This is a genomic window from Pantoea folii, from assembly GCF_056678875.1.
In genome coordinates this window covers 445155-464567 of sequence record NZ_JBWXON010000001.1, presented here as the reverse complement: position 1 = coordinate 464567, position 19413 = coordinate 445155, and the positions used below count along the sequence as shown (strand labels likewise).

Below are 19413 nucleotides of genomic sequence, written 5' to 3'. Positions count from 1 at the left end.
CGTTACCTTACACGGCGGTGAAAAGTAACGCCACTGCATTGGCGCATCCTGAATGCCTGTCAGCGCGCTAAGCCGCATTCAGGCTTCTATTGCTGCGTAATCGCCTGTGCCTTCAGGCCATGGCGTAAGCAAATCGAAGCCGGTCTCGGTCACAGCAATAGTGTGTTCCCACTGCGCCGACAGCGAGCGATCTTTTGTCACCACCGTCCAGCCATCAGATAAAACACTGGTGCCTGCTTTGCCGGCATTGATCATTGGCTCGATGGTGAAGATCATGCCTGCCTGCAGCTCAATCCCTGTGCCCGGCGTACCGTAGTGCAGAATCTGAGGCTCGTCGTGATAAATCTCACCAACACCGTGTCCGCAATATTCACGCACCACTGAAAATCCGGCTTTCTCCGCCACCTGTTGGATCGCGGCGCCGATATCACCCAATGTCGCACCGGGTTTGACGACTTTAATGCCCGCCACCATCGATTCGTAGGTGATATCGACCAGACGTTTAGCGCGCACCGATGGCTCACCCACGTAATACATGCGGCTGGTATCACCGTACCAGCCATCTTTGATGATGCCGACGTCGATGTTGACGATATCGCCATTCTTGAGCTTCTTCTCACCTGGAATGCCATGGCACACCACGTGGTTTACCGAGGTACAGGTGGTGCGTGTATAGCCGTGATAACCAATATTCGCGGGAACAACCTTCAGTTCATTGACAATATAGTCATGGCAAATGGCGTCCAGTTCATCTGTGGTCACGCCGGGTTTGACGTAAGGGGTGATGATTTCCAGCACTTTTGCCGCGGCGTGTCCGGCAGCGCGTGCCAGTTCGATCTCTTCAGCAGAATGTAGTTTGATGGTCATTGCGCGATTCCCTGCGAGGTTAATGTAGGCTGGTCAAGCAGCTGCGCTAAATCTGCGCCGCCGTCACGTTCGACACGCATCAACAGGCGCGTCAGTTCCTGAAGGTTGAGGTCAGGATAAAGCTCAGCCAGCATGCCAATCTTCATCCAGTGTTCTGCCTGCGCATTGATGGAACGGCTTAACGCCGTGCTCGCGATACGCAGATTCTCATGCATCAGATCAGAAATTTTTACGATACCCATTATGCGATCCGTATATGAAACATAGTCGTTTTGCATATAGATTACGCTGCGTCCGGATAAGATGGAAGGGGAAATGTTGGGAAGTTTGCCGTGACCCTGTACAGCATCTCCACCTCTTAACCGTTTAAGCCTGCTACGGCGTGACAGGGTGGCGTGATGTGTGGAGGAAAAGATAGACTAAAGAAAAAATACCCTGCGAAGCGGCTTAATATTCGTTGCAGAGTAATATCTCTGGATTTCCCCAGAGCAGGGTGTTGAAAGTTCGGGATTTGAAACCTCAGCTAAAATAAAATAATCGTTTGATAGAGAGATTAAGCTAATAATCGAGACGCATCATTAAGAGAAAACCTGGACCGACTTAGCGATATGACAGAAATACATATGCCGTGATGCATCGCTTATTTGATTGTTTTCTGTGCTTGTTGAACTACGGACAACAGACTGAATTTTTATGCGGTAATCATTAAATTCTATTAATGCGTGCGCTATTGATAAGATCTCTGGGCAGCCGTAATCCTTGTTATCAATTTACGCCTCGCTTGAATGGGATGAAGGATACCTTTACTCAGTTTTCATGTAAGATTTTTGTAAAGATATTTCAGCATGACAAACAGTGATGGCGGGCATAATATGGTGATATTCACCAGTTAATAATGAGCAAAATAGACGCAAAATGGCGGATATTCTCCTTAATGATAATGAAGTTATTCTTTTGAGTTCAGCATTGCTATCCGTGCCAATGGAATGGGCGAGTGCAAATGAGCATAACTAACGAATTGAAGCCAGGCTGCATCACGCTCCAGGCACTTCGTAATCCGGATATCTGCCGTGACGATGTACTGAGTAAATTCACTGATTTGGTCAGTAAAACGCTGGATGTTCCCAGCAGTTTCATCTCTGTCCTTGACGATGATTTCCAATACATCAAAGCTGCGCACAACTTTAACGTCGGTGAAACGTTGCGTGCCGATTCATTGTGCCAGTACGTGGTCGAGGGGGACCAGCCGCTGGTGGTGCCCGATACCCAACTGGACGCCTGTTTTTCCGTCAATCCTTTTGTTATAGGTGAACCTTTTGTTCGCTTTTATGCGGGCGTGCCACTAAAGAGCCAGGAAGGGCTGGTCTTAGGCACGCTGTGCGTGGTGGATAGCAAACCACATACCTTTAGCGCTGAAAAGCTGGCGACGATGACGTTGCTATCACAGCTGGTGATTTCCTTTCTTGAAGCCTGGCATTCTGTCGGTTTTACCGATTTGGTTACAGGATTGCCTAACCGACAGCAACTGATTAGAGACCTGCAAGCCTTGCGTAATGCGGGTGATAACACGCGGTATCGACTGGTGTTGATCGACTGCATCGATATGCCGCGAGCCTATGAGCTGGCGCGTTCGTTGGGCATGGCACCTGTCGAAGGGCTCCTCAAAGATATGGCAACGTTACTGCCGCTACGTCTGCGTCCCGGCAAAAATGAACTGCTCTATACCGTGGCAACCGGGCGGTTTGCGCTATTAACTCAACAAGAAAGTCCATTGTGCGCCGAGTGGGTTGCGCGACGCATGGAGGGCGTACGCGCCGAGATTGGCGAAGGTTTATCGGTCGATTTGGCGACTCATAGCGGTGAAACCCTCTTTTCGCCGTCAGAAATTTCCGCTCAGGAAGCGCTGCGTCGAGCCGTTAGCGCCTTGCATGAAGCCATTTGTCGCGGGATCCCGTGTATGAACTTCAGTGAGGAAAACGATGAGCGGCGAACGGATGACTTTACTCTCGTCAACGACCTGGCCACTGCTGTACGGCACAATCATGGCTTGTATCTGGTGTTCCAGCCGAAAATCTGTCTGAGCAGCGGTTTACCGATTGGGCTCGAAGCGCTGATCCGATGGCGCCATCCCACCCGAGGTGAACTTTCTCCTTCAGTTTTCATCCCGCTCGCGGAACAAACCACGTTGCTGCAAGAGATCACCGAATGGGTCATTGATAAAACCATTGAGCGATTGAAACGGCTCAACGGGCAAGGTATCCAGTTGCCTGTCACCGTGAACGTTAGCGTGCGCGACTTTATCCATGAAAGTTTTGCTGACAGGCTCGAGAATAAGATGATCAAGGCACGTCTGCCGACGAATCTGCTCGGCATTGAGTGTCTGGAAACTGAGCGCATCATCGAAAGCGCGGCGGCCATTAAGGGACTGGAAATGTTGAAACTGCGCGGTTTTGGTATTGCGCTGGATGATTTCGGCACCGGTTACAGCAATATCAGTTATCTGCGAAAAATGCCTCTGGATGTGGTCAAACTTGACCGTTCGATTGTCGGCGGACTTGCCACGGATACCGCGTCACGCATCATCACCCGCAGCATTATCGCTATGCTCAAAGAACTGGATTATGTGGTGTTAGCGGAAGGCGTGGAAAATATTGAGACGCTCGAAGCGTTAAAAGAGTTCGGTTGCGATCAGGCGCAGGGGTTCTTTCATTCTCGCCCATTACCTGAAAGCGAACTGGATAATTGGTTACGCTGGAAGTTAGGGTGATGCGTCTGTCCTGACTTCATCGGTTCCTGCCTCACCCATTGCCAGAGCACTGGCGCTGGCGGGATCAAATAGTGACAGACTCTCGATTTGTTCCACCATAATCACTTTACGAAACGCTAAAGCTGTTTTGGGTTTCGACATGAAATCAATTTGGTGCTGATGGTACCAACGGCTGTAATTGTGCTCAATGGCGAGATTCAACGTACGTGAATCGCGATAACCGCTGAGCATCGGTATTAATACAATATTGGCCGTGCTGGCATATTCGAAGGTGGCGGCATGAATCATGCCAATGTAGATGCGTCGGGATTTTAGCGTTATCCAGGCTAACTCACCTTCTTCCATACACTGCAACAACATCTGTTCAATACCGTTCGAACGTGACAATCGCTGATAGAGGTCGCGGCGGCTGCTGGCGGTTAATCGCGCGCTGCCAGCCCAGTTTGAGCGATACACACAAAACAGCACGGCAAAGGCGAGCATAATCACGACCGGTGCCTGAATACCCAGGAAGCTCCAGGTCATAAAATCCACATGCCAACGGGCATGCACCAGGCTGGTAAGTGCAAAAGTATTATTGATTGCGGAAGCGGCGAGTAATATCAGCCAGACAATCCCGGTGGCAAACACGCCCTGTAAGACAAAAATACAACCATAAAGGGCAATTAAAAAGTAAACATCCCAGCCAAAGGAACGCTTTATTTTTAACCGACTCGACATGTCCCGGCTGGTGTACCAATAGCCACACACCATCAGCACCATAAATATTGCCGTTCCCACTTAGATATCCTTCAAGGTTTTGACATGATGGGCAAAATCGCGCTGAACTTTGGGACTTAACGGATTAACCGAAGCGTTGCCATCTTCATCAATAATGATCCTGTCACCCTCCTGAATGGATTCATTCATATCTTGCTGGCTCATCACTTGTAGCAATGACTCAGGGCTCTTGAAGAGGGCGATAACAAAGTGAAACATGTTATGTTCCAATTAATTTGGGTAGCGAGAGTATGGCACACTTTTCGATGTGAATTTGGGTTAGTGACTTGAATAAGAGGCGTGTTTTCGAACTTACGGATTAATCTGTCTAAAAAGCTGAAGTAAGCGAGACCATAGGTGAACGGAAAAATTTAACACTTTTAATAATGACTGGCTTAAACGTTCAGCATTCATTTCCTGTCGTTAAAAATAGACTACAATAAGAAAGACATTAAATATGAGGTTAATTATGAAGAAAATCATACGAATGAACAACGTAATAAAGAAGGGGATGTGCATAAGGGACTTCCCGAAGCCGCCCCCAATGTCGGCAATGCGTATGAAGAGGATGACCATCCGGCAAAAGACAACCCTGAAGATCATGGAGAGATTCCGCGCACGCGCGATGATAGTAAAGATCACAAGCATGATCCTTATCAGGATAAATAGTCCCGCTGAGAATTAATCTCACCCGACATTTAAAAAACATCTCTCTAATTTTAGGGTGTGCTTAATCAATTGAAATTGTTGATTAATCACCCTGTAATTTCGAAATAAACGAAGCATGTAGTTTATAAAGTAAGCTTTTCTAGTGGTTAAAATATTTTATAAAATATCCTACGCTTGATTCACAAAATCGGTTATTTTCTGCACCGTATCAATCATCACCCCACTAAACTACTTATACCCAATCAGGGTGAATGGAGGTATATATGTCAGAACGTCCAGATCCAGATGATGTTAAGCCGCTGCCTGGCGACGATTTACCCTTACCCGATGAAGAGGATGATGAGACTGACGATCGTGATTTACCTGATGATCAAAAACCGATGATCTGATTCTCAATTCAGAGCCGCGGAAGCGGCTCTTTTTCGTGATTTGTAAGGGTATTATTGCGGTACAGCATTTCAATCATTGGATGATGCATCATCTTTGATGTATTGCCGTATCGCTTCATGCATGGCTCGGTTACGGTCAACTTCCAGTCCGCGCTCTTCATACTCTTTAGCCATGTTAATAATGACTTCATCATATTTCCCTTTAAAGGTGATGTTATTCACCGCGACCTGTTTAATCATCAGTTCACGCAACACCTCAGTTTCGATTTTTAAACGCTGAACCGTTTCTTCAAGTTCCTTTATTCTCTCTTCGGTGGACATTATCACTCCCTATTAAGTTATGTAGATTAAGCAAGCCACATTATTGAAAAGAATATGGCATTGAAAAGCCTATAACTCAAGCCTCACCATTCGCATCATATTAAGCGAGCCGTAAAGCACAGATAGGAGAGCGATAACCTAACATTTGGTTTATATTGACGGCGCAAATTAACGAGCCGCAATGATTGATGCGGATGAATAACGCGGCAGCGCTGGAACCCTCTTATGATGAACATCTTCGCCCTGATACTGGCCATTGCTGTGGTTTTTAGCGGCCTGAGTTGGACATACAGGCTTTGGGCTTTGACGCGCATCACCGTTGAGAAAAACCAGGCAGAATCTTCGCTCATACAGCAGGGTAAAACTCAGCGCCTCCCGAGTTGGCTGGATACGCCCGCATCGCTCTTTCCGTTACTGGTCATCGTGTTACTGGTTCGGGCCTTTGGCTGGGAGCCTTTTCGCATTCCTTCTGGTTCCATGATGCCAACTCTCCTCACCGGCGACTGGGTGCTGGCAGATAAATATTCATACGGGCTTCGAAATCCATTCAATCAGAAAACGTTGCTTGCCACCGGACACCCTAAACGTGGTGATATTGCGATATTTACGTTTCCTCAGGACGAAACACAGTTGTTCATTAAAAGAGTTATTGGTTTGCCCGGTGACAAAGTCATATTCAATCCAGCCGCACAACAGCTCACTATTTTCCCTTTTTGCCAGGACCATCAATCTTGTGCACCTGCGCTAGCCATTCATTACGGTGCGCTCAAAGCGGGCGAATTCGTCGAGACTGCCGGAATGCATCCGGGCTTTTATGCCAGACCGATTGGCGAGGAAAAGCCTGATGAACAGCGTCTACTGATGGGCACTGAAACGCTGGCGGGGGTGACGCATCGCATTTTGCAGAAGCCTGAATTGACTGTTTCAGCATCGGCATTTTTCCATCAGCCAGGTCAGCAGCCTGGAGAGTGGGTGGTGCCGGCGGATAGCTATTTTATGATGGGAGATAATCGTAACAACAGCTATGACAGCCGCTATTGGGGTTTTGTCCCTGAGCGTAATCTGGTGGGCAAAGCGGTGGCGATTGGATTTAGTATGGAAAAACAGGAAGGGCAGTGGCCGACGGGGTTGAGGCCAGGTCGCATCGGGCGGATCCATTAAGAGAAGATGCCAGTCCCTGGCAGAACAAATCCTAAAGCGCTTTACTCAGACTTTGTTGGAGGACGGCGACTTATCTTACCTCCTTTCCGACCCGCTTCAACGGCGCGTTCAGGATCGTTTCTGAAGTTGCCTCCACTGGCTTTGCCTCCCGCTTTGCCAGCTTCTCTTGCGCGTGCCGGATCGTTAGCAAAATTCCCTGCACCGCCTCTGTAGCTCTGTTGTTTCATAGGAAGACCTCATATCAATGTTCCGTGAGAGATAAGGACTAGCTAGTCACTCCATAATTTTAGTGCGCGATTGCGGCTTCGCCAGCGCGGGATAATTAATATTTTGTAGTCTTTATCGCACAAAAAAAGAAATGTTGTCCGATTTAAAATAGCCACTAATCACGATTAAATGGTTTTTTAATTGTTTAAGTAATAAACATGAAAATATTATGTGTTGAAGCCAATTTCTGGGCCGCATTTGGCTTAGAAAAGTTATTAATATCTGTAGGTTACCAATTCATATCATGCTCATCTTTAAGTGATGCAAAAAAAATATTAATCGATCAATCTATCGAAGTAATGATTATTGAGTTAAAAACCGAAGCGGATGATATTGAATCTTCCTATGCGTTTTTACGCCTGTTGCAGGCACTTTATCCTTGTATCCGCGTGTTGGTACTGACCGACATTAATGATGCTGCGCTGCTTAATTTTCTTGCCCATGAATTTCACTCGGTTTTATTTCTGACAAAAAGATCCTCATTAGCCAGCATTGTTCAAAACGTCAGTACACTTGCTGAGAAGAGACCGCATACATCAACACGCAGCCGTGTTCCTTCGCTCTCGCTGCAAGAATTTCACATGCTGAAATGGCTTGCCCGATACAGCAGTCAGCAGGACATTGCCTTGCGTGTCAGACTGAATAACAAAACCATCAGTCACTATAAGCGATCGATTTACACTAAACTGAATTGTGAGAATAATGTTCAGTTTCATCAACGGCTTACGCAATACGGGTTTAATCGAACCCATGTCGATTAATACCTCTACTGACTGTATCCCTTGCTCATAACTCCCTGTTATGCCCGGTCAGTAAAGGGTGCTTTTTGCCTGAGGCTTGAGAATTCCGGCCCGCAGGAGGAAGATATTCCCCTTTGCCAGGGCCGGGAATAGCCATGCTGATCACCTCCGAAAACACGCGCACTTTTAATACGGATACCCGACTCGCCTGCACGCTGGCGGCTGTGGCGGGCGCGCTGAACACAGCTGCATTTGAAACCGTCGGTTTTTTCTCTGCCAACATGACGGGCAACGTCTCGTCACTTTCCGATCATCTGGCGAAAGCAAATCTGCATGTCGGATTGTTCTTCCTGCTCATCGTGCTGCTCTTTATAGCGGGTTCTTCTGTCTCGACCCTGATTATCAACTCCGGACGCAGGCGACAAATTCGCGGGATTTATGCCATCAACATCCTGCTGGAAGGCGTGGCATTATTCGCGCTGGGCGTCATTGAGAGTTGGTTCAGCTTTAGTGAATCGGGCGTATTGCTGGTGCTCAGTTTGAGTTTTTTGATGGGATTACAAAACGCCGTGGTGACCCGGATTTCCAACGCACGCGTGCGCACCACCCATGTCTCCGGTACCGCTACCGACATTGGCATTGAATTGGCCATGTTGTTTGATGTGCTACGCCGTAAAGAATCCCCGAAAGATGCGCCGCTCTATATCGAGCGTTTAAAACTGCACTTCTTCACGGTGATGGCATTCCTGTTCGGCGGCGTGCTGGGTATTCTGCTGCTGAACGCGCTGAGCTATAAACTGTTAATTTTGATTGGTGTGATGCTATCTGCCCTCGCTTTGTCAGCATTACAACGTGCCGGGCATGCGCTGCACTCCTGAACAATGATTGACGCGCTTCACATATTTCAGCGCGATTTTTGAAAACTGCTTGCTACTTTTTGGCAATGCTAAGCAAGATAACCAGCGTTAAGGATTGTTACTGTTCGGCAGGCAAAACCTGAGGCGCGCCCTTTCTCGATAGCAGAGGGCGCGCCTCAGGTTTTTTTTTGCGCGAAATTCGAGGCGTTTTGCAGGAGAAAGGAAGATGCAATATCAGGAACTGGCAGATGACATTGTGGCTGGCGTGGGGGGAAAAGATAACATTATCAGCGTGATGCACTGCGCAACGCGCCTGCGCTTCAAATTAAAAGAGAGCCAAAAAGCGCATACCGCCGAGTTGAAAAATAACCCAGGCGTGATCATGGTGGTGGAGAGCGGGGGACAGTATCAGGTGGTGATCGGCAACCAGGTTGCGGAGGTCTACCGCGCGTTAACGGCACGCTATGCCCTCGATCATGCCGATAACGTGGAGGACACTACGCCACAAAACCTGTTTGCCCGTTTTATCGATCTGGTTTCCGGCATTTTTACACCCTTTATTGGTGTGATGATTGCGACAGGCATCATCAAGGGACTGCTGGCGTTGGCGCTGGTGCTCGGTGTGATGGACGCGAGCAGCGGCAGCTACAAAGTGTTGTTTGTCGCCAGCGATGGCCTGTTCTATTTCCTGCCGATTCTGCTCGGCTACAGCGCCGGGAAAAAATTTGGCGGTAACCCCTTTGTCAGCATGGCGATTGCCGCAGCGCTGGTACATCCGTTGATACTTGAAGCGATGCAACAGCAGCAGGCAGGAAAGCCACTGACCTTTGTCGGCATCCCGCTGGAAATACTCAATTACAGCTCCTCGGTGATCCCGATTATCTTTGCTGCGTGGGTCTCAAGCCTGATTGAGCGTTGGGTACATCCGCGTTCACCCGGTGCGGTGCGTAACTTCACTACGCCGCTGGTGTGCTTGCTAATCACCGTACCGCTCACTTTTCTGGCGATTGGCCCGGCAGCCACCTGGCTCAGCCGCTTGCTGGCGGAGGGCTATCTGTGGATTTACAGCCTCAGCCCCATGGTTGCAGGTGCGGTGATGGGCGCCATCTGGCAAATCTGTGTGATATTTGGTTTGCACTGGGGACTGGTGCCGATCATGCTCAACAATCTGGCCAACTTCGGTCACGATACCTTACTGCCATTACTGATGCCGGCGGTATTAGGACAGGCGGGCGCGACATTGGGGATCTTCCTGCGCACGCGTGATATCAAACTCAAAGCGATGGCTGGCTCGGCATTCACTGCCAGCATTTTTGGTATCACTGAACCCGCAGTGTATGGCGTTACGCTGCCACGTCGTCGTCCGTTTATCTTCGGCTGTATCGGTGGCGCGCTGGGTGCCGCCATTCTGGGCTTCTGGCACACCACCATTTACTCCTTTGGCTTCCCCAGTATTTTCACGTTTATTCAGGTCGTGCCCAGCACGGGTATTGATGCCAGCGTGCTGGCGTCCTTTGCCGGTGCGGCGGTCGCGTTAGTTTTCGCCTGTGCCATGACCTATGTGTTTGGTTTACGAGAGTCAGCGCCACAACCCGCTGTGGCTGAACCCGTTGCCGTTCCCGCGCCTGCGACATTAACGCGCCGTGAAAGCGTGGTGAGCCCGATTGCGGGTGACGTATTGCCGCTGGATAAAGTCAAAGATGAAACTTTCGCCAGCGGTTTACTCGGCAAGGGCGCGGCCATTCTGCCGCACGGGGGCCGTGTAGTATCGCCGGTCAATGGCGTAGTTTCCTCCATGTTCCGCACCGGACATGCGATTGGCCTGACGTCAGATCAAGGCGCGGAAGTGCTGATTCATGTTGGACTCGATACCGTCAAACTCGACGGGCAATATTTCCATCCTCAGGTACAAAACGATCAGCCAGTGAAAGTGGGCGATGTGCTATTGGAGTTTGATATCGAGGCGATCAAAAACGCTGGATTCGACCTCACCACACCGGTGCTGGTGAGCAACAGCGATGAATTTATTGATGTAATAACCCTGAACAACAGCGCAGTGAGTGAAGGCTCGCCGCTGCTGGCCGTGCTGAAATAACCAAGGAGCAAGTAAATGACTACACGTTTCCCGGATGCATTTTTATGGGGTGGCGCCGTGGCCGCCAATCAGGTGGAAGGCGCCTGGCAGGAGGGCGGTAAAGGGCTATCGACCTCGGATCTGCAACCCAAAGGTATTTTTGGCGCGCGCGTTGAACGCAGCGGCAATGATTTTGGCATCAAAGACACGGCGATTGATTTCTATCATCGCTTCCCGGAAGACATCAAGCTGTTCGCAGAGATGGGCTTTACCGTTCTGCGCACCTCGATTGCATGGACGCGTATTTTCCCGCAGGGAGACGAAGCTCAGCCAAACGAGGAGGGGTTGGCCTTTTACGATCGTTTGTTTGATGAGATGGCAAAGTACAACATCACTCCGCTAGTGACGTTGTCACATTACGAAATGCCATACGGTTTGATCAAAAAATACGGCGGCTGGGGCAATCGCATCACTATTGATTGTTTTGAACGCTATGCGCGCGCGGTATTCACTCGCTTCCAGCATAAAGTGAAGCTGTGGCTGACGTTCAATGAAATCAACATGTCATTGCATGCGCCCTTTACTGGCGTTGGACTACCGGAAGAGAGCGATCAACAGGCGATCTATCAGGCGATTCATCATCAGCTGGTGGCAAGCGGCCGCGCCGTACAAGCCTGCCATGAGATTGTTAAGGACGGTAAGATCGGCAACATGCTGCTGGGTGCGTTGCTCTATCCGCTCAGCTGCCGTCCTGCCGATGTGTTGGAAACGTTGCAGCAGAATCGCGAGTGGTTATTCTTTGGTGATGTGCAGGTGCGCGGTGCCTATCCGGCTTACATGAAACGCTTCTTCGCCGATCGCGGAATCACCGTCAGCATCACGGATGAGGACAAACGCGACCTGCGCAACACTGTGGATTACATCTCCTTCAGTTATTACATGACCGGTTGCGTCACCACCAATGAAGAAGAGAACCAGAAAGCGCAGGGTAATATCTTGTCGATGGTGCCGAATCCGCATCTCGCCAGCTCAGAGTGGGGATGGCAGATTGATCCGGAAGGTCTGCGTATTCTGCTTAACATCTTGTACGACCGTTATCAGAAGCCGCTATTTATTGTGGAAAATGGCCTGGGTGCCAAAGATGTGGTTGAGGCCGATGGCAGCATCAATGACGATTACCGCATCCAGTATCTCAATGATCACTTAGTGCAGGTGCGGGAAGCGATTGAGGATGGTGTGGAAGTGATGGGCTACACCTGCTGGGGAGCGATTGACCTGGTCAGCGCCTCTAAAGCCGAGTTCTCGAAGCGTTACGGTTTCATTCACGTTGATCGTGATGATGCGGGCAACGGCACGCTGGAACGCTCGCGTAAAAAGAGCTTCTTCTGGTATCAGGATGTGATCCGTAGCCACGGCGCGGCATTGAAATAAACCCGCTAACGGGCGTGCTGGCGCCCGTTTTTACGCCTCGTCGGCATCTTCCTGCAACGCTAATGTCTCTTTGCGAACTCGCTCAATATGGATGGTGAGAAACATGCGCTCTTCCGCCGAGAGGGCATAGAGATATTTTTGCTGGATATGGCTGTCGATCTTCACCGCGCATTGATAAGCAATCGGATATTTGTCGCGCACCACATCATGCAATGACTCATCTTCACTGCACACGCCGCGTTTGCCCAGCATGCGCTGGGCAAAAAACTTCAAATGGTTAACGAAGCGGTTATAGCTCAGGCTGTCGGTGCGGTAATCCAGCTGCAACCGATACTTCACGATATGCAAAATCTCCTGCATAAATTGCGTCACATGAGAGACATCGGCAAAGTTGCTGCCCAGTTGCGCGTTGACTAAGTGCAGGGCGATAAAGCCTGCTTCATCGTCAGGCAACGCCACCCCGAGGCGTTTGTTGATCAAGGCCAGTGCTTCCATGCCAATCGCGAACTCTTTGGGGTAGAGCGTTTTGATCTCCCACTTCAATACATTACGAATCGGAATGCCTTGCTGATGGCGTTCAATCGCGAAATGGCAGTGATCGCACAGCGCAATCGAGAGGCTCTCATGCAGCGGCTGACCCAACTGTTGACGTGCGCTGGCGATGATTAACTCGCTGGTTGTGATGACTTCCAGCGGGATATCAGAAAGCAACTCGCTTAGCCTTCCTGTCAGGGTGTCACTCTGCAGTGCGAAGACTTTTTCAATCTGCTGCGCATCCAGCGCATCGCCCACACGCTTCTGAAAAGCCAGCCCGCGACCCATCACGACCTGTTCTTTGCCGTTCTCGCCCAGTACGACCACGACATTGTTATTGAGGATCTTCGCGATTTTCATTTTTATCAGCCCTGAAAAAGAAAAAACCTGACCCACCGGGAGGGCGGCGTGTCAGGTTTTGCCTGCGTTTGTGCGCAGTAACAATCTGGCGTGATCATAAGCCGCTCTGTGATTCCGACAAGCATACTGACCGTTAAATGTGAGACACATCATGTTTTATTGCGTCGCGAAGTGATGGAGGAAAAACAGGGCAATGGCCCCTGAAGCCGCGTCTGCACTGATGTTGTGCAAACTGTAAGGATATTCGTAAGGAAATAGTAAAGAAATGATCAGGTTTTCTTAAAGGTTTGCGTTAAGTCGCCGATAGTACCGTAACGTCAAAATAACAGGAGTTACGTACATGGCCGGGATTTCAACTTTAGGTGTGGGTTCAGGACTGGGTTTAAGTACCATTTTGGATAAGCTGACCGCCGCTGAAAAACAGTCACTGACACCGATTTCGAAGCAGCAATCTGCCGCCACGGCGAAGCTTTCTGCTTACGGCACACTTAAAACCGCGATTCAGGCTTTTCAGACGGCTAACACCAAATTAAAGGATGCGAGTCTCTATACCGCGACCAGTACCACTTCCAGTTCGAGTGCATTTAGCGCGGATACCAATGGCAGCGCGCTGGCAGGAAAATACACCATCAGCGTGGATCATCTGGCGCAATCGCAAACGCTGACCAGCGATGCGAAAACCGATGTCAAAGCGGCTTTAGGCAGCGATGCGGCATCGCGTACCCTGAAATTTGTCACTGCGGATGGCAAAGAGAAGAGCATTTCGTTAACCAAAGATCAGACATCCCTGACAGCGCTGCGTGACACCATTAATAAGTCCGATGTGGGGATCAGCGCCAGTTTGATCAAAGTGTCAGGAACAGAATACCGTCTGTCATTAACCTCGAAGGCGACGGGAACCGACCACGCAGTGACCTCTTTAAGCGTAACGGGTGATGATACGCTGCACGGTTTTGTTGGATTTGATAAATCCGATCAAGCTAACAGTCACATGGTTCAGAGTGTGGAAGCGCAAAATGCCAGCCTGACCGTCAACAATGTGGCAATTCAAAGCAGCAGCAACACCATTGAAGACGCCGTGGAAGGGATTACGCTCAAGCTGAACGATCAGACGACCGGCACTCAGACGTTGACCGTCAGCGCTGACACCAGCAAGGCGAAAAGCGCCATCACCGATTGGGTGAATGCCTACAATTCGCTGCAAGATACGATGGGCAATCTTACCCGCTACACAGCGGTGGATGCGGGTAAAGAACCGGACAGCAAAAACGGTGCACTGCTGGGTGACGGCACGCTGCGTAACATCCAGACCCAGTTAAAGAGCATTCTTGCCAACGCCTCTGGTTCGGGAGTTTACAAAACGCTCAGCCAGGCGGGTATTACCACTGATCCCACCGATGGGAAATTGAAGCTGGATGCGGACAAACTTTCCAGTGCACTGAAAGTCAGGCCTGACGCCATTCGTGATATGTACACCGGCGATGGTAAGAAAACCGGCGTCAGCACGGTATTGGATACCACTTTTACCGCGTTTCTCAGCAGTAAAGGCGTGATTCAGGGGGCGACGGACAGCATCAGTAAAAAACTGAACCAGCTGACCGATCAGTACAACACCACCAGTAAACGCATTGATGACAAAATCGCACGCTACAAAACTCAGTTCACCAATCTGGATAAAGTGGTCAGCGTACTGAATAGCACCAGCAACTATCTCACACAGCAGTTTGATAATATGACCAGCAGCAACAGCAAAAAATAATTATTCCCCGCCAATAGCGGCGTGTCAGGGCACTTTTCGGTGCCCTACTGATTAACATCGTCATCGATTGACGTTGCATCATATTCGCCTAATGGATAAGTAAGTGCTAATGTGTCTGGTGTCCCTATCTTTTGCGGAGTGATTCCATGCGCGACAGTAACACCGAACCTTCTGAACCGGCAGCACCGCCACTTAACCCATCGCTGATGGAACATCTGATCAACGCACGCAAGATTTTCATTACCGGCACCGTGGATGAAAAAATGGCCAAAGAGGTGGTTCAGCATCTGCACATCCTCGCCGCTCTCAGCGATCGACCGATCACGATCTTCATCAACTCTCCTGGCGGTCATGCTGAATCGGGCGATATGATTTTTGATGCCATACGCTTTATCACACCCGAAGTGATCCTGATTGGTTCTGGTTGTGTGGCCAGCGCAGGTGCGTTGATTTATGTTGCCGCCAACAAAGCAAATCGCTATGCGTTGCCCAACACCCGCTTCCTTCTGCATCAGCCTTCCGGCGGCATGCAAGGCCCCGCCAGCAATATGCAGATTTACAGCAATGAAATCGTGCGCATGAAAAATCGCCTCAATCATATTTTCGCGGATGCCACCGGGCAGGCGATTGAGAGGATTGAGCAAGATACTCAGCGTGATTTCTGGTTGAGTGCGGAGCAGGCGGTGGAATACGGTTTGGTGTCGAAAGTGATCGTCACCGAGCAAGAGATCGCTGCGCATTATCTTGCTGCTTAAATAAGCCAGTGCTAATGTCATCAGTATGATTGAAAATGCGATATTCAAAGCACTGGCGGATCCGACCCGCCGTGCCATATTTGAAAAGCTGTCGGTGGGGCGCATGAATGCCACGGCATTGCGCGACGGGATGGAGATCAGCCAATCGGCGATGTCTCAACATCTCGCGGTGTTACGGGGTGCGGGGCTGGTGCGTGAAGAGCGGCAAGGGCGCTTTGTGAACTATGAAGTCGACCCGGTTGGCATGACGTTTCTGGTCAACTGGCTAGCCAAATATCGCGCGTTTTGGCCGACACGCATTGATGCCCTGAAAAGTTTGCTGAAGGATATGGACCAATGAGTAAAGCCGAAAAATCAAACGAACTGGTACAAGAGTATCAACTGGATGCGCCGCCGGAGAAAGTGTGGCGCGCTATCAGTATTGCGGAGTACCGGGAAGCCTGGCTACCCAACGCCGTATTAACGCAGGCTGAACCTATTGCCAGCGATCCTGGAAAATCGATCCGTTACCGGTTACGTGATGACGCACCACCTTACCTGAAGAGTGACGTGACGTTTCTAATCGCGCCCGATGACGCGGGTGGCACCCGATTGACTATCGTCCATCGCCTTGCTGATCTGCACTTGCAGGCCGCAAATGATGAAAATGGTCGATTGATGCTGGCGGCATAGCCTCGGGCTAATTTTTTTAGCGCGCCTTATTCCCAAACGTACATTTCTGGCGGCCCGAAGGCCGCCAGCTTTACACGGGTTGATCAGCCTTATTCGCATCACGAGATCCTGCCGCGCCCGCACAAACTAACGCCAGCAGCACCATCACCAGCACCGGCAACATCGCCATGCGCAGACCCGCGTGTTCACCAATAAACCCCAGTCCTGGCGGTCCCACCAGAAAGGCCAGATAACCAAGCGTTGCGGCGATGGTCACGCGAATCGCGCTGTTTTTGCCATCGCCCGCAGCGGAGACGGTCAGTGGGAAGCCAAGCGAAGCGCCAATTCCCCAGAACAACACCGCCGCTGCCGCCAGCCACTGGTTGTTGGAGAAAATCACCATCGCCAGACCCAGGGCGGCTGAGAATGCGCTGGCGCGTAATACCAGTACACGGCCCAGGCGATCCACCACATATCCGCCGAGGAAACGACCCACCGTCATGCCCGCAGTGAAACCCGCGTACACCAGCGTGCTTTGCGTGTGATTGAGATTATGACCATCGATCATCAGTAACGGCAGCCAGTCATTGGCAGAACCTTCTGCCAGCGCCATCGCCAAAATCACCACCCCAAGGATCAGCAGTTGGCGATCGCGCAGCTCGCGTCCGACCTGAGCGAGGAAACCGCCGCTGTGCGCCTGTTCATGTCGTTCGCTGTCGCTGGTGGCGGGTAAATGACGCAGGGCTGCGGAGACAATCAGCAGGTTCGCCAGCACCACGAAGGCAAAGTGCCAGGTGATGCTGACATCAACTGCCGTCATGGCAAGTCCTGACAGCGCGCCAATCAGCGTGCCAAAGCTAAAGAAGCCGTGAATGGTGGTCATGATCGATTTGCCAATCAGACGCTCAAACGCTGCGCCTTCAACGTTTATCACGACATCGATTAACGCTGTCCCTCCGCCCAGTAACACCAGGCTGGCGAAGACACCGTACGCGCTGTGCAGTAGAAGGGCAGCTAACATGACTGCGACGCCACTCAACAGCAGCACAAAGCCATAACGCATGACACGGCTAGTGCCAAAGTGGGTGATGAGTTTTCCTGCCAGCAGAACGCACAGCATTGAGCCACAGGAAAAGCCGAACAGGATCATGCCCATCATTTCCGTGGAAGCATGCAGAATATCGCGCATGTAAGGTGTACGACTCACCCACGAAGCCCAGGTGAAACCGGGTAAAAACATCAGGCCGTAGATCGCCCATTTACCGCGTAGCTGTTGCTGTAAATCCATATTCATCCCCATCCATAAATTATCGGAAAGGGTAACAGAAAGGCTCCCCGCGTGCGCGACGCGGGGAGAAGCAGTGATTAAAAACTCTGCCAGTCGGCGTCATTAACCACCGCTAAACGCTGTGGCTTGGGGTGCGATGGCGTTCGGATGATGGTCTGTGGAACGTCAATGACATCGCTGACATGGAATTTACCGACCAGCTGATTCAGGTTACCCGCCTGCTCTTGCAGCGATTGCGAAGCGGCCGCGGCTTGTTCCACAAGGGCGGCGTTCTGCTGGGTAACATCATCCATCTGATTAACCGCTTGCTGCACCTGAACGATGCCCTGGCTCTGCTCCACGGCAGCCGCAGCGATCTCACTCACCAGTTGACTCACCTGGTGAATGGCATCATTCATCACGTCCATATTGCGGCCCACATCACTGGCTTGCGTGGCACCCGATTCGGTTAAACGATGAGATTCCTCAATCAGCACTTTGATCTCGCGCGCTGCGTTGCTTGAGCGCTGAGACAGGCTACGCACTTCACCGGCAACCACCGCAAAGCCTTTACCGTGTTCACCGGCGCGCGCTGCTTCAACCGCCGCGTTCAAGGCCAGAATGTTGGTCTGGAAAGCGATACCTTCTATGATCGAGACAATCTCAGTCACTTTGCGCGAGCTGCCACGAATCTCGTCCATGGTCGACAGCATGGTGGTGAGCGAGGTTCCATTTTTCTCTGACAGCGCGCTGGCATTGGCTGCCAGCTGGCTCGCCTGATGGGTGTTGTCCGCCGTTTGGCGCACCGTCTCACTGAGTTCCGTCATGCTGGCAGCCGTTTGCTCCAGCGATGCCGCTTGCTGTTCGGTGCGTGAAGAGAGATCTTCATTGCCCGCTGAAATCTGCACCGAAGCGCTGCTCACGGACTGAGACGCTTTACGCACTGAAGAGAGGGCTTCAGAGACGCGCTGCATCAAAATATTGAAGGAGTGTGCCATATTGCCCACTTCATCTCGCCGGCTCTCATCGGCGCTTAAAGTCAGATCGAGGTTCTCGCTGGCTGTCAGCATGACCTTGCCTACCGCGCCCAAACTGCGGCGAATACGCATCACGGTAAACAGCGAGAACAGACCGAAGATCACCACTGTCGCCGCGACACCTGCAACGGTGGCCCAAAAGACAAAATGGAAGGTGCTTTGATTGGTGGCGCGCAATGCGTCGCCCGCAGTAATATTGAGTGCCAACTGAGTTTGAAAATCAGCGATCATCTGACGAATGGCGGCACCCACACCACTATCTCCTTCCAGCAAACTCAGGCTCACTTCATTCTGGTGAGCACGTGACGCTGTGAGAAATGCAGGTAACTGCGATGCAACGCGCTGGATATTATCAAAAGCGACATTAGTCAGGCGTTTGTCTTCCTCATTTGAAATATCGTTCGCCATGTAGTAATCGGTCAGCGCTTTCAGTCCATTGATTTGCTCATCGATCTGTTTTTCTACGGCAGGCATGTTGCTGTCGTGAATCTGGCTCTGGTGTTTGTACAGCGTAATGGCCAGCTGGTTACTTTGGTCGATCAATTTGCCGATGTCCTTAATCGAAGGAATGGCGTTGGTTTGCACAAATTCAAAACGGTCCTGAAATCCTGACAGTAGCGAGAGTGCAAGAATCGCCTGCAGGATGATGGCGCCAAACAACATGGAAAGGGTCAGCAAGAGACGCTGGGAGATGTTCATCTAATTATCCTTAATCTAAAAGCACCCCTGGTTCAGGAAAATCAGGGAA

Annotated in this window: 21 protein-coding genes; 12 read left to right on the top strand and 9 right to left on the bottom strand. The window is 50.6% G+C overall.

Translation table 11 applies throughout. The features are described from left to right. Window positions 1-78: 78 nt before the first annotated feature. Together map and AC1MDE_RS02270 are read right to left on the bottom strand one after the other, a co-directional pair. Window positions 79-867, bottom strand: a complete 789-nt coding sequence (map, locus tag AC1MDE_RS02275) for a type I methionyl aminopeptidase (protein ID WP_058961203.1) — start codon at window positions 865-867, stop codon at window positions 79-81. After that, window positions 864-1109, bottom strand: coding sequence for a ParD-like family protein (locus AC1MDE_RS02270; protein WP_034822655.1), 246 nt, complete (start codon window positions 1107-1109; stop codon window positions 864-866). Before AC1MDE_RS02270 ends, map begins: the two co-directional genes overlap by 4 nt. 752 nt (window positions 1110-1861) lie before the next feature. On the opposite strand from AC1MDE_RS02270, the gene AC1MDE_RS02265 reads away from it, so the two are divergent. Continuing rightward, entirely contained in the window at window positions 1862-3634 is a 1773-nt protein-coding gene (locus AC1MDE_RS02265) for a sensor domain-containing phosphodiesterase (RefSeq protein ID WP_480344175.1), read from the top strand. Here AC1MDE_RS02265 and AC1MDE_RS02260 read toward each other — a convergent pair. Continuing rightward, the gene (locus AC1MDE_RS02260; protein WP_058961206.1) at window positions 3626-4414 is read right to left on the bottom strand and encodes a hypothetical protein; all 789 of its coding nucleotides are present in this window, start codon (window positions 4412-4414) and stop codon (window positions 3626-3628) included. The two genes, AC1MDE_RS02265 and AC1MDE_RS02260, sit on opposite strands and share 9 nt — an antisense overlap. Beyond that, entirely contained in the window at window positions 4415-4612 is a 198-nt protein-coding gene (locus AC1MDE_RS02255; protein ID WP_058961208.1) for a hypothetical protein, read from the bottom strand. 231 nt (window positions 4613-4843) lie between these two features. On the opposite strand from AC1MDE_RS02255, the gene AC1MDE_RS02250 reads away from it, so the two are divergent. Beyond that, window positions 4844-5062 carry a hypothetical protein gene (locus tag AC1MDE_RS02250; RefSeq protein ID WP_480344281.1) on the top strand — a complete coding sequence of 73 codons (219 nt, stop codon included), beginning with the start codon at window positions 4844-4846 and terminating at the stop codon, window positions 5060-5062. A gap of 263 nt (window positions 5063-5325) precedes the next feature. After that, on the top strand, window positions 5326-5451 hold the full coding sequence (locus tag AC1MDE_RS02245; RefSeq protein WP_255492405.1) for a hypothetical protein: 126 nt from the start codon (window positions 5326-5328) through the stop codon (window positions 5449-5451). Window positions 5452-5520: 69 nt separating this feature from the next. Here AC1MDE_RS02245 and AC1MDE_RS02240 read toward each other — a convergent pair whose 3' ends face one another. Next, a complete protein-coding gene (locus tag AC1MDE_RS02240; protein ID WP_034822671.1) occupies window positions 5521-5772 on the bottom strand; it encodes a hypothetical protein in 252 nt (83 codons plus the stop codon). 225 nt (window positions 5773-5997) lie between these two features. Between AC1MDE_RS02240 and lepB the strand changes: the two genes are divergently transcribed. Then, window positions 5998-6933 carry a signal peptidase I gene (lepB, locus tag AC1MDE_RS02235; RefSeq protein ID WP_058961212.1) on the top strand — a complete coding sequence of 312 codons (936 nt, stop codon included), beginning with the start codon at window positions 5998-6000 and terminating at the stop codon, window positions 6931-6933. A gap of 41 nt (window positions 6934-6974) precedes the next feature. Here lepB and AC1MDE_RS02230 read toward each other — a convergent pair whose 3' ends face one another. After that, on the bottom strand, window positions 6975-7160 hold the full coding sequence (locus AC1MDE_RS02230; RefSeq protein ID WP_072016973.1) for a con-10 family general stress protein: 186 nt from the start codon (window positions 7158-7160) through the stop codon (window positions 6975-6977). Window positions 7161-7358: 198 nt separating this feature from the next. Here AC1MDE_RS02230 and AC1MDE_RS02225 point away from each other — a divergent pair, with 198 nt between their 5' ends. From AC1MDE_RS02225 to AC1MDE_RS02210, 4 genes are all read left to right on the top strand, one after another. Then, complete coding sequence (locus tag AC1MDE_RS02225; protein ID WP_082678133.1) at window positions 7359-7961, top strand: LuxR C-terminal-related transcriptional regulator; 603 nt, start codon at window positions 7359-7361, stop codon at window positions 7959-7961. A gap of 134 nt (window positions 7962-8095) precedes the next feature. Beyond that, window positions 8096-8818 (top strand): YoaK family protein, encoded by a 723-nt coding sequence (locus AC1MDE_RS02220; RefSeq protein ID WP_058961215.1) that lies wholly within the window; start codon window positions 8096-8098, stop codon window positions 8816-8818. A 205-nt stretch (window positions 8819-9023) separates the two neighbouring features. Next, window positions 9024-10892 (top strand): PTS beta-glucoside transporter subunit IIABC, encoded by a 1869-nt coding sequence (gene bglF, locus AC1MDE_RS02215; RefSeq protein WP_479400009.1) that lies wholly within the window; start codon window positions 9024-9026, stop codon window positions 10890-10892. A gap of 15 nt (window positions 10893-10907) precedes the next feature. Continuing rightward, window positions 10908-12302 carry a glycoside hydrolase family 1 protein gene (locus tag AC1MDE_RS02210; RefSeq protein WP_480344174.1) on the top strand — a complete coding sequence of 465 codons (1395 nt, stop codon included), beginning with the start codon at window positions 10908-10910 and terminating at the stop codon, window positions 12300-12302. A 30-nt stretch (window positions 12303-12332) separates the two neighbouring features. Here the strand turns inward: AC1MDE_RS02210 and licT are convergent, their stop codons facing one another. Continuing rightward, window positions 12333-13196: a BglG family transcription antiterminator LicT gene (licT, locus tag AC1MDE_RS02205; protein ID WP_058961220.1), complete on the bottom strand. Its 864-nt coding sequence runs from the start codon at window positions 13194-13196 to the stop codon at window positions 12333-12335. Between the two features lie 340 nt (window positions 13197-13536). On the opposite strand from licT, the gene fliD reads away from it, so the two are divergent. The 4 genes from fliD (at window position 13537) to AC1MDE_RS02185 (ending at window position 16382) form a co-directional block, all read left to right on the top strand. Beyond that, window positions 13537-14955, top strand: a complete 1419-nt coding sequence (gene fliD, locus AC1MDE_RS02200; protein WP_058961221.1) for a flagellar filament capping protein FliD — start codon at window positions 13537-13539, stop codon at window positions 14953-14955. A gap of 146 nt (window positions 14956-15101) precedes the next feature. Continuing rightward, the gene (locus AC1MDE_RS02195; RefSeq protein ID WP_058961223.1) at window positions 15102-15710 is read left to right on the top strand and encodes an ATP-dependent Clp protease proteolytic subunit; all 609 of its coding nucleotides are present in this window, start codon (window positions 15102-15104) and stop codon (window positions 15708-15710) included. Window positions 15711-15735: 25 nt separating this feature from the next. Beyond that, window positions 15736-16050, top strand: a complete 315-nt coding sequence (locus tag AC1MDE_RS02190; RefSeq protein ID WP_034822684.1) for an ArsR/SmtB family transcription factor — start codon at window positions 15736-15738, stop codon at window positions 16048-16050. Continuing rightward, on the top strand, window positions 16047-16382 hold the full coding sequence (locus tag AC1MDE_RS02185; protein ID WP_268153037.1) for an SRPBCC family protein: 336 nt from the start codon (window positions 16047-16049) through the stop codon (window positions 16380-16382). Before AC1MDE_RS02190 ends, AC1MDE_RS02185 begins: the two co-directional genes overlap by 4 nt. 70 nt (window positions 16383-16452) lie before the next feature. Here the strand turns inward: AC1MDE_RS02185 and AC1MDE_RS02180 are convergent, their stop codons facing one another. Next, window positions 16453-17655 (bottom strand): MFS transporter, encoded by a 1203-nt coding sequence (locus tag AC1MDE_RS02180; protein WP_479401711.1) that lies wholly within the window; start codon window positions 17653-17655, stop codon window positions 16453-16455. 71 nt (window positions 17656-17726) lie between these two features. Beyond that, entirely contained in the window at window positions 17727-19364 is a 1638-nt protein-coding gene (locus AC1MDE_RS02175) for a methyl-accepting chemotaxis protein (protein WP_479401710.1), read from the bottom strand. Window positions 19365-19413: the final 49 nt, after the last annotated feature.

What these genes read in the sequence shown, in the direction of transcription:
- map (WP_058961203.1), bottom strand. Translation starts at nt 867, where the DNA reads ATGACCATCAAACTACATTCTGCTGAAGAGATCGAACTGGCACGCGCT.
- AC1MDE_RS02270 (WP_034822655.1), bottom strand. Translation starts at nt 1,109, where the DNA reads ATGGGTATCGTAAAAATTTCTGATCTGATGCATGAGAATCTGCGTATC.
- AC1MDE_RS02255 (WP_058961208.1), bottom strand. Translation starts at nt 4,612, where the DNA reads ATGTTTCACTTTGTTATCGCCCTCTTCAAGAGCCCTGAGTCATTGCTA.
- AC1MDE_RS02245 (WP_255492405.1), top strand. Translation starts at nt 5,326, where the DNA reads ATGTCAGAACGTCCAGATCCAGATGATGTTAAGCCGCTGCCTGGCGAC.
- AC1MDE_RS02240 (WP_034822671.1), bottom strand. Translation starts at nt 5,772, where the DNA reads ATGTCCACCGAAGAGAGAATAAAGGAACTTGAAGAAACGGTTCAGCGT.
- lepB (WP_058961212.1), top strand. Translation starts at nt 5,998, where the DNA reads ATGATGAACATCTTCGCCCTGATACTGGCCATTGCTGTGGTTTTTAGC.
- AC1MDE_RS02230 (WP_072016973.1), bottom strand. Translation starts at nt 7,160, where the DNA reads ATGAAACAACAGAGCTACAGAGGCGGTGCAGGGAATTTTGCTAACGAT.
- AC1MDE_RS02225 (WP_082678133.1), top strand. Translation starts at nt 7,359, where the DNA reads ATGAAAATATTATGTGTTGAAGCCAATTTCTGGGCCGCATTTGGCTTA.
- AC1MDE_RS02220 (WP_058961215.1), top strand. Translation starts at nt 8,096, where the DNA reads ATGCTGATCACCTCCGAAAACACGCGCACTTTTAATACGGATACCCGA.
- bglF (WP_479400009.1), top strand. Translation starts at nt 9,024, where the DNA reads ATGCAATATCAGGAACTGGCAGATGACATTGTGGCTGGCGTGGGGGGA.
- AC1MDE_RS02210 (WP_480344174.1), top strand. Translation starts at nt 10,908, where the DNA reads ATGACTACACGTTTCCCGGATGCATTTTTATGGGGTGGCGCCGTGGCC.
- licT (WP_058961220.1), bottom strand. Translation starts at nt 13,196, where the DNA reads ATGAAAATCGCGAAGATCCTCAATAACAATGTCGTGGTCGTACTGGGC.
- fliD (WP_058961221.1), top strand. Translation starts at nt 13,537, where the DNA reads ATGGCCGGGATTTCAACTTTAGGTGTGGGTTCAGGACTGGGTTTAAGT.
- AC1MDE_RS02195 (WP_058961223.1), top strand. Translation starts at nt 15,102, where the DNA reads ATGCGCGACAGTAACACCGAACCTTCTGAACCGGCAGCACCGCCACTT.
- AC1MDE_RS02190 (WP_034822684.1), top strand. Translation starts at nt 15,736, where the DNA reads ATGATTGAAAATGCGATATTCAAAGCACTGGCGGATCCGACCCGCCGT.
- AC1MDE_RS02185 (WP_268153037.1), top strand. Translation starts at nt 16,047, where the DNA reads ATGAGTAAAGCCGAAAAATCAAACGAACTGGTACAAGAGTATCAACTG.
- AC1MDE_RS02180 (WP_479401711.1), bottom strand. Translation starts at nt 17,655, where the DNA reads ATGAATATGGATTTACAGCAACAGCTACGCGGTAAATGGGCGATCTAC.
- AC1MDE_RS02175 (WP_479401710.1), bottom strand. Translation starts at nt 19,364, where the DNA reads ATGAACATCTCCCAGCGTCTCTTGCTGACCCTTTCCATGTTGTTTGGC.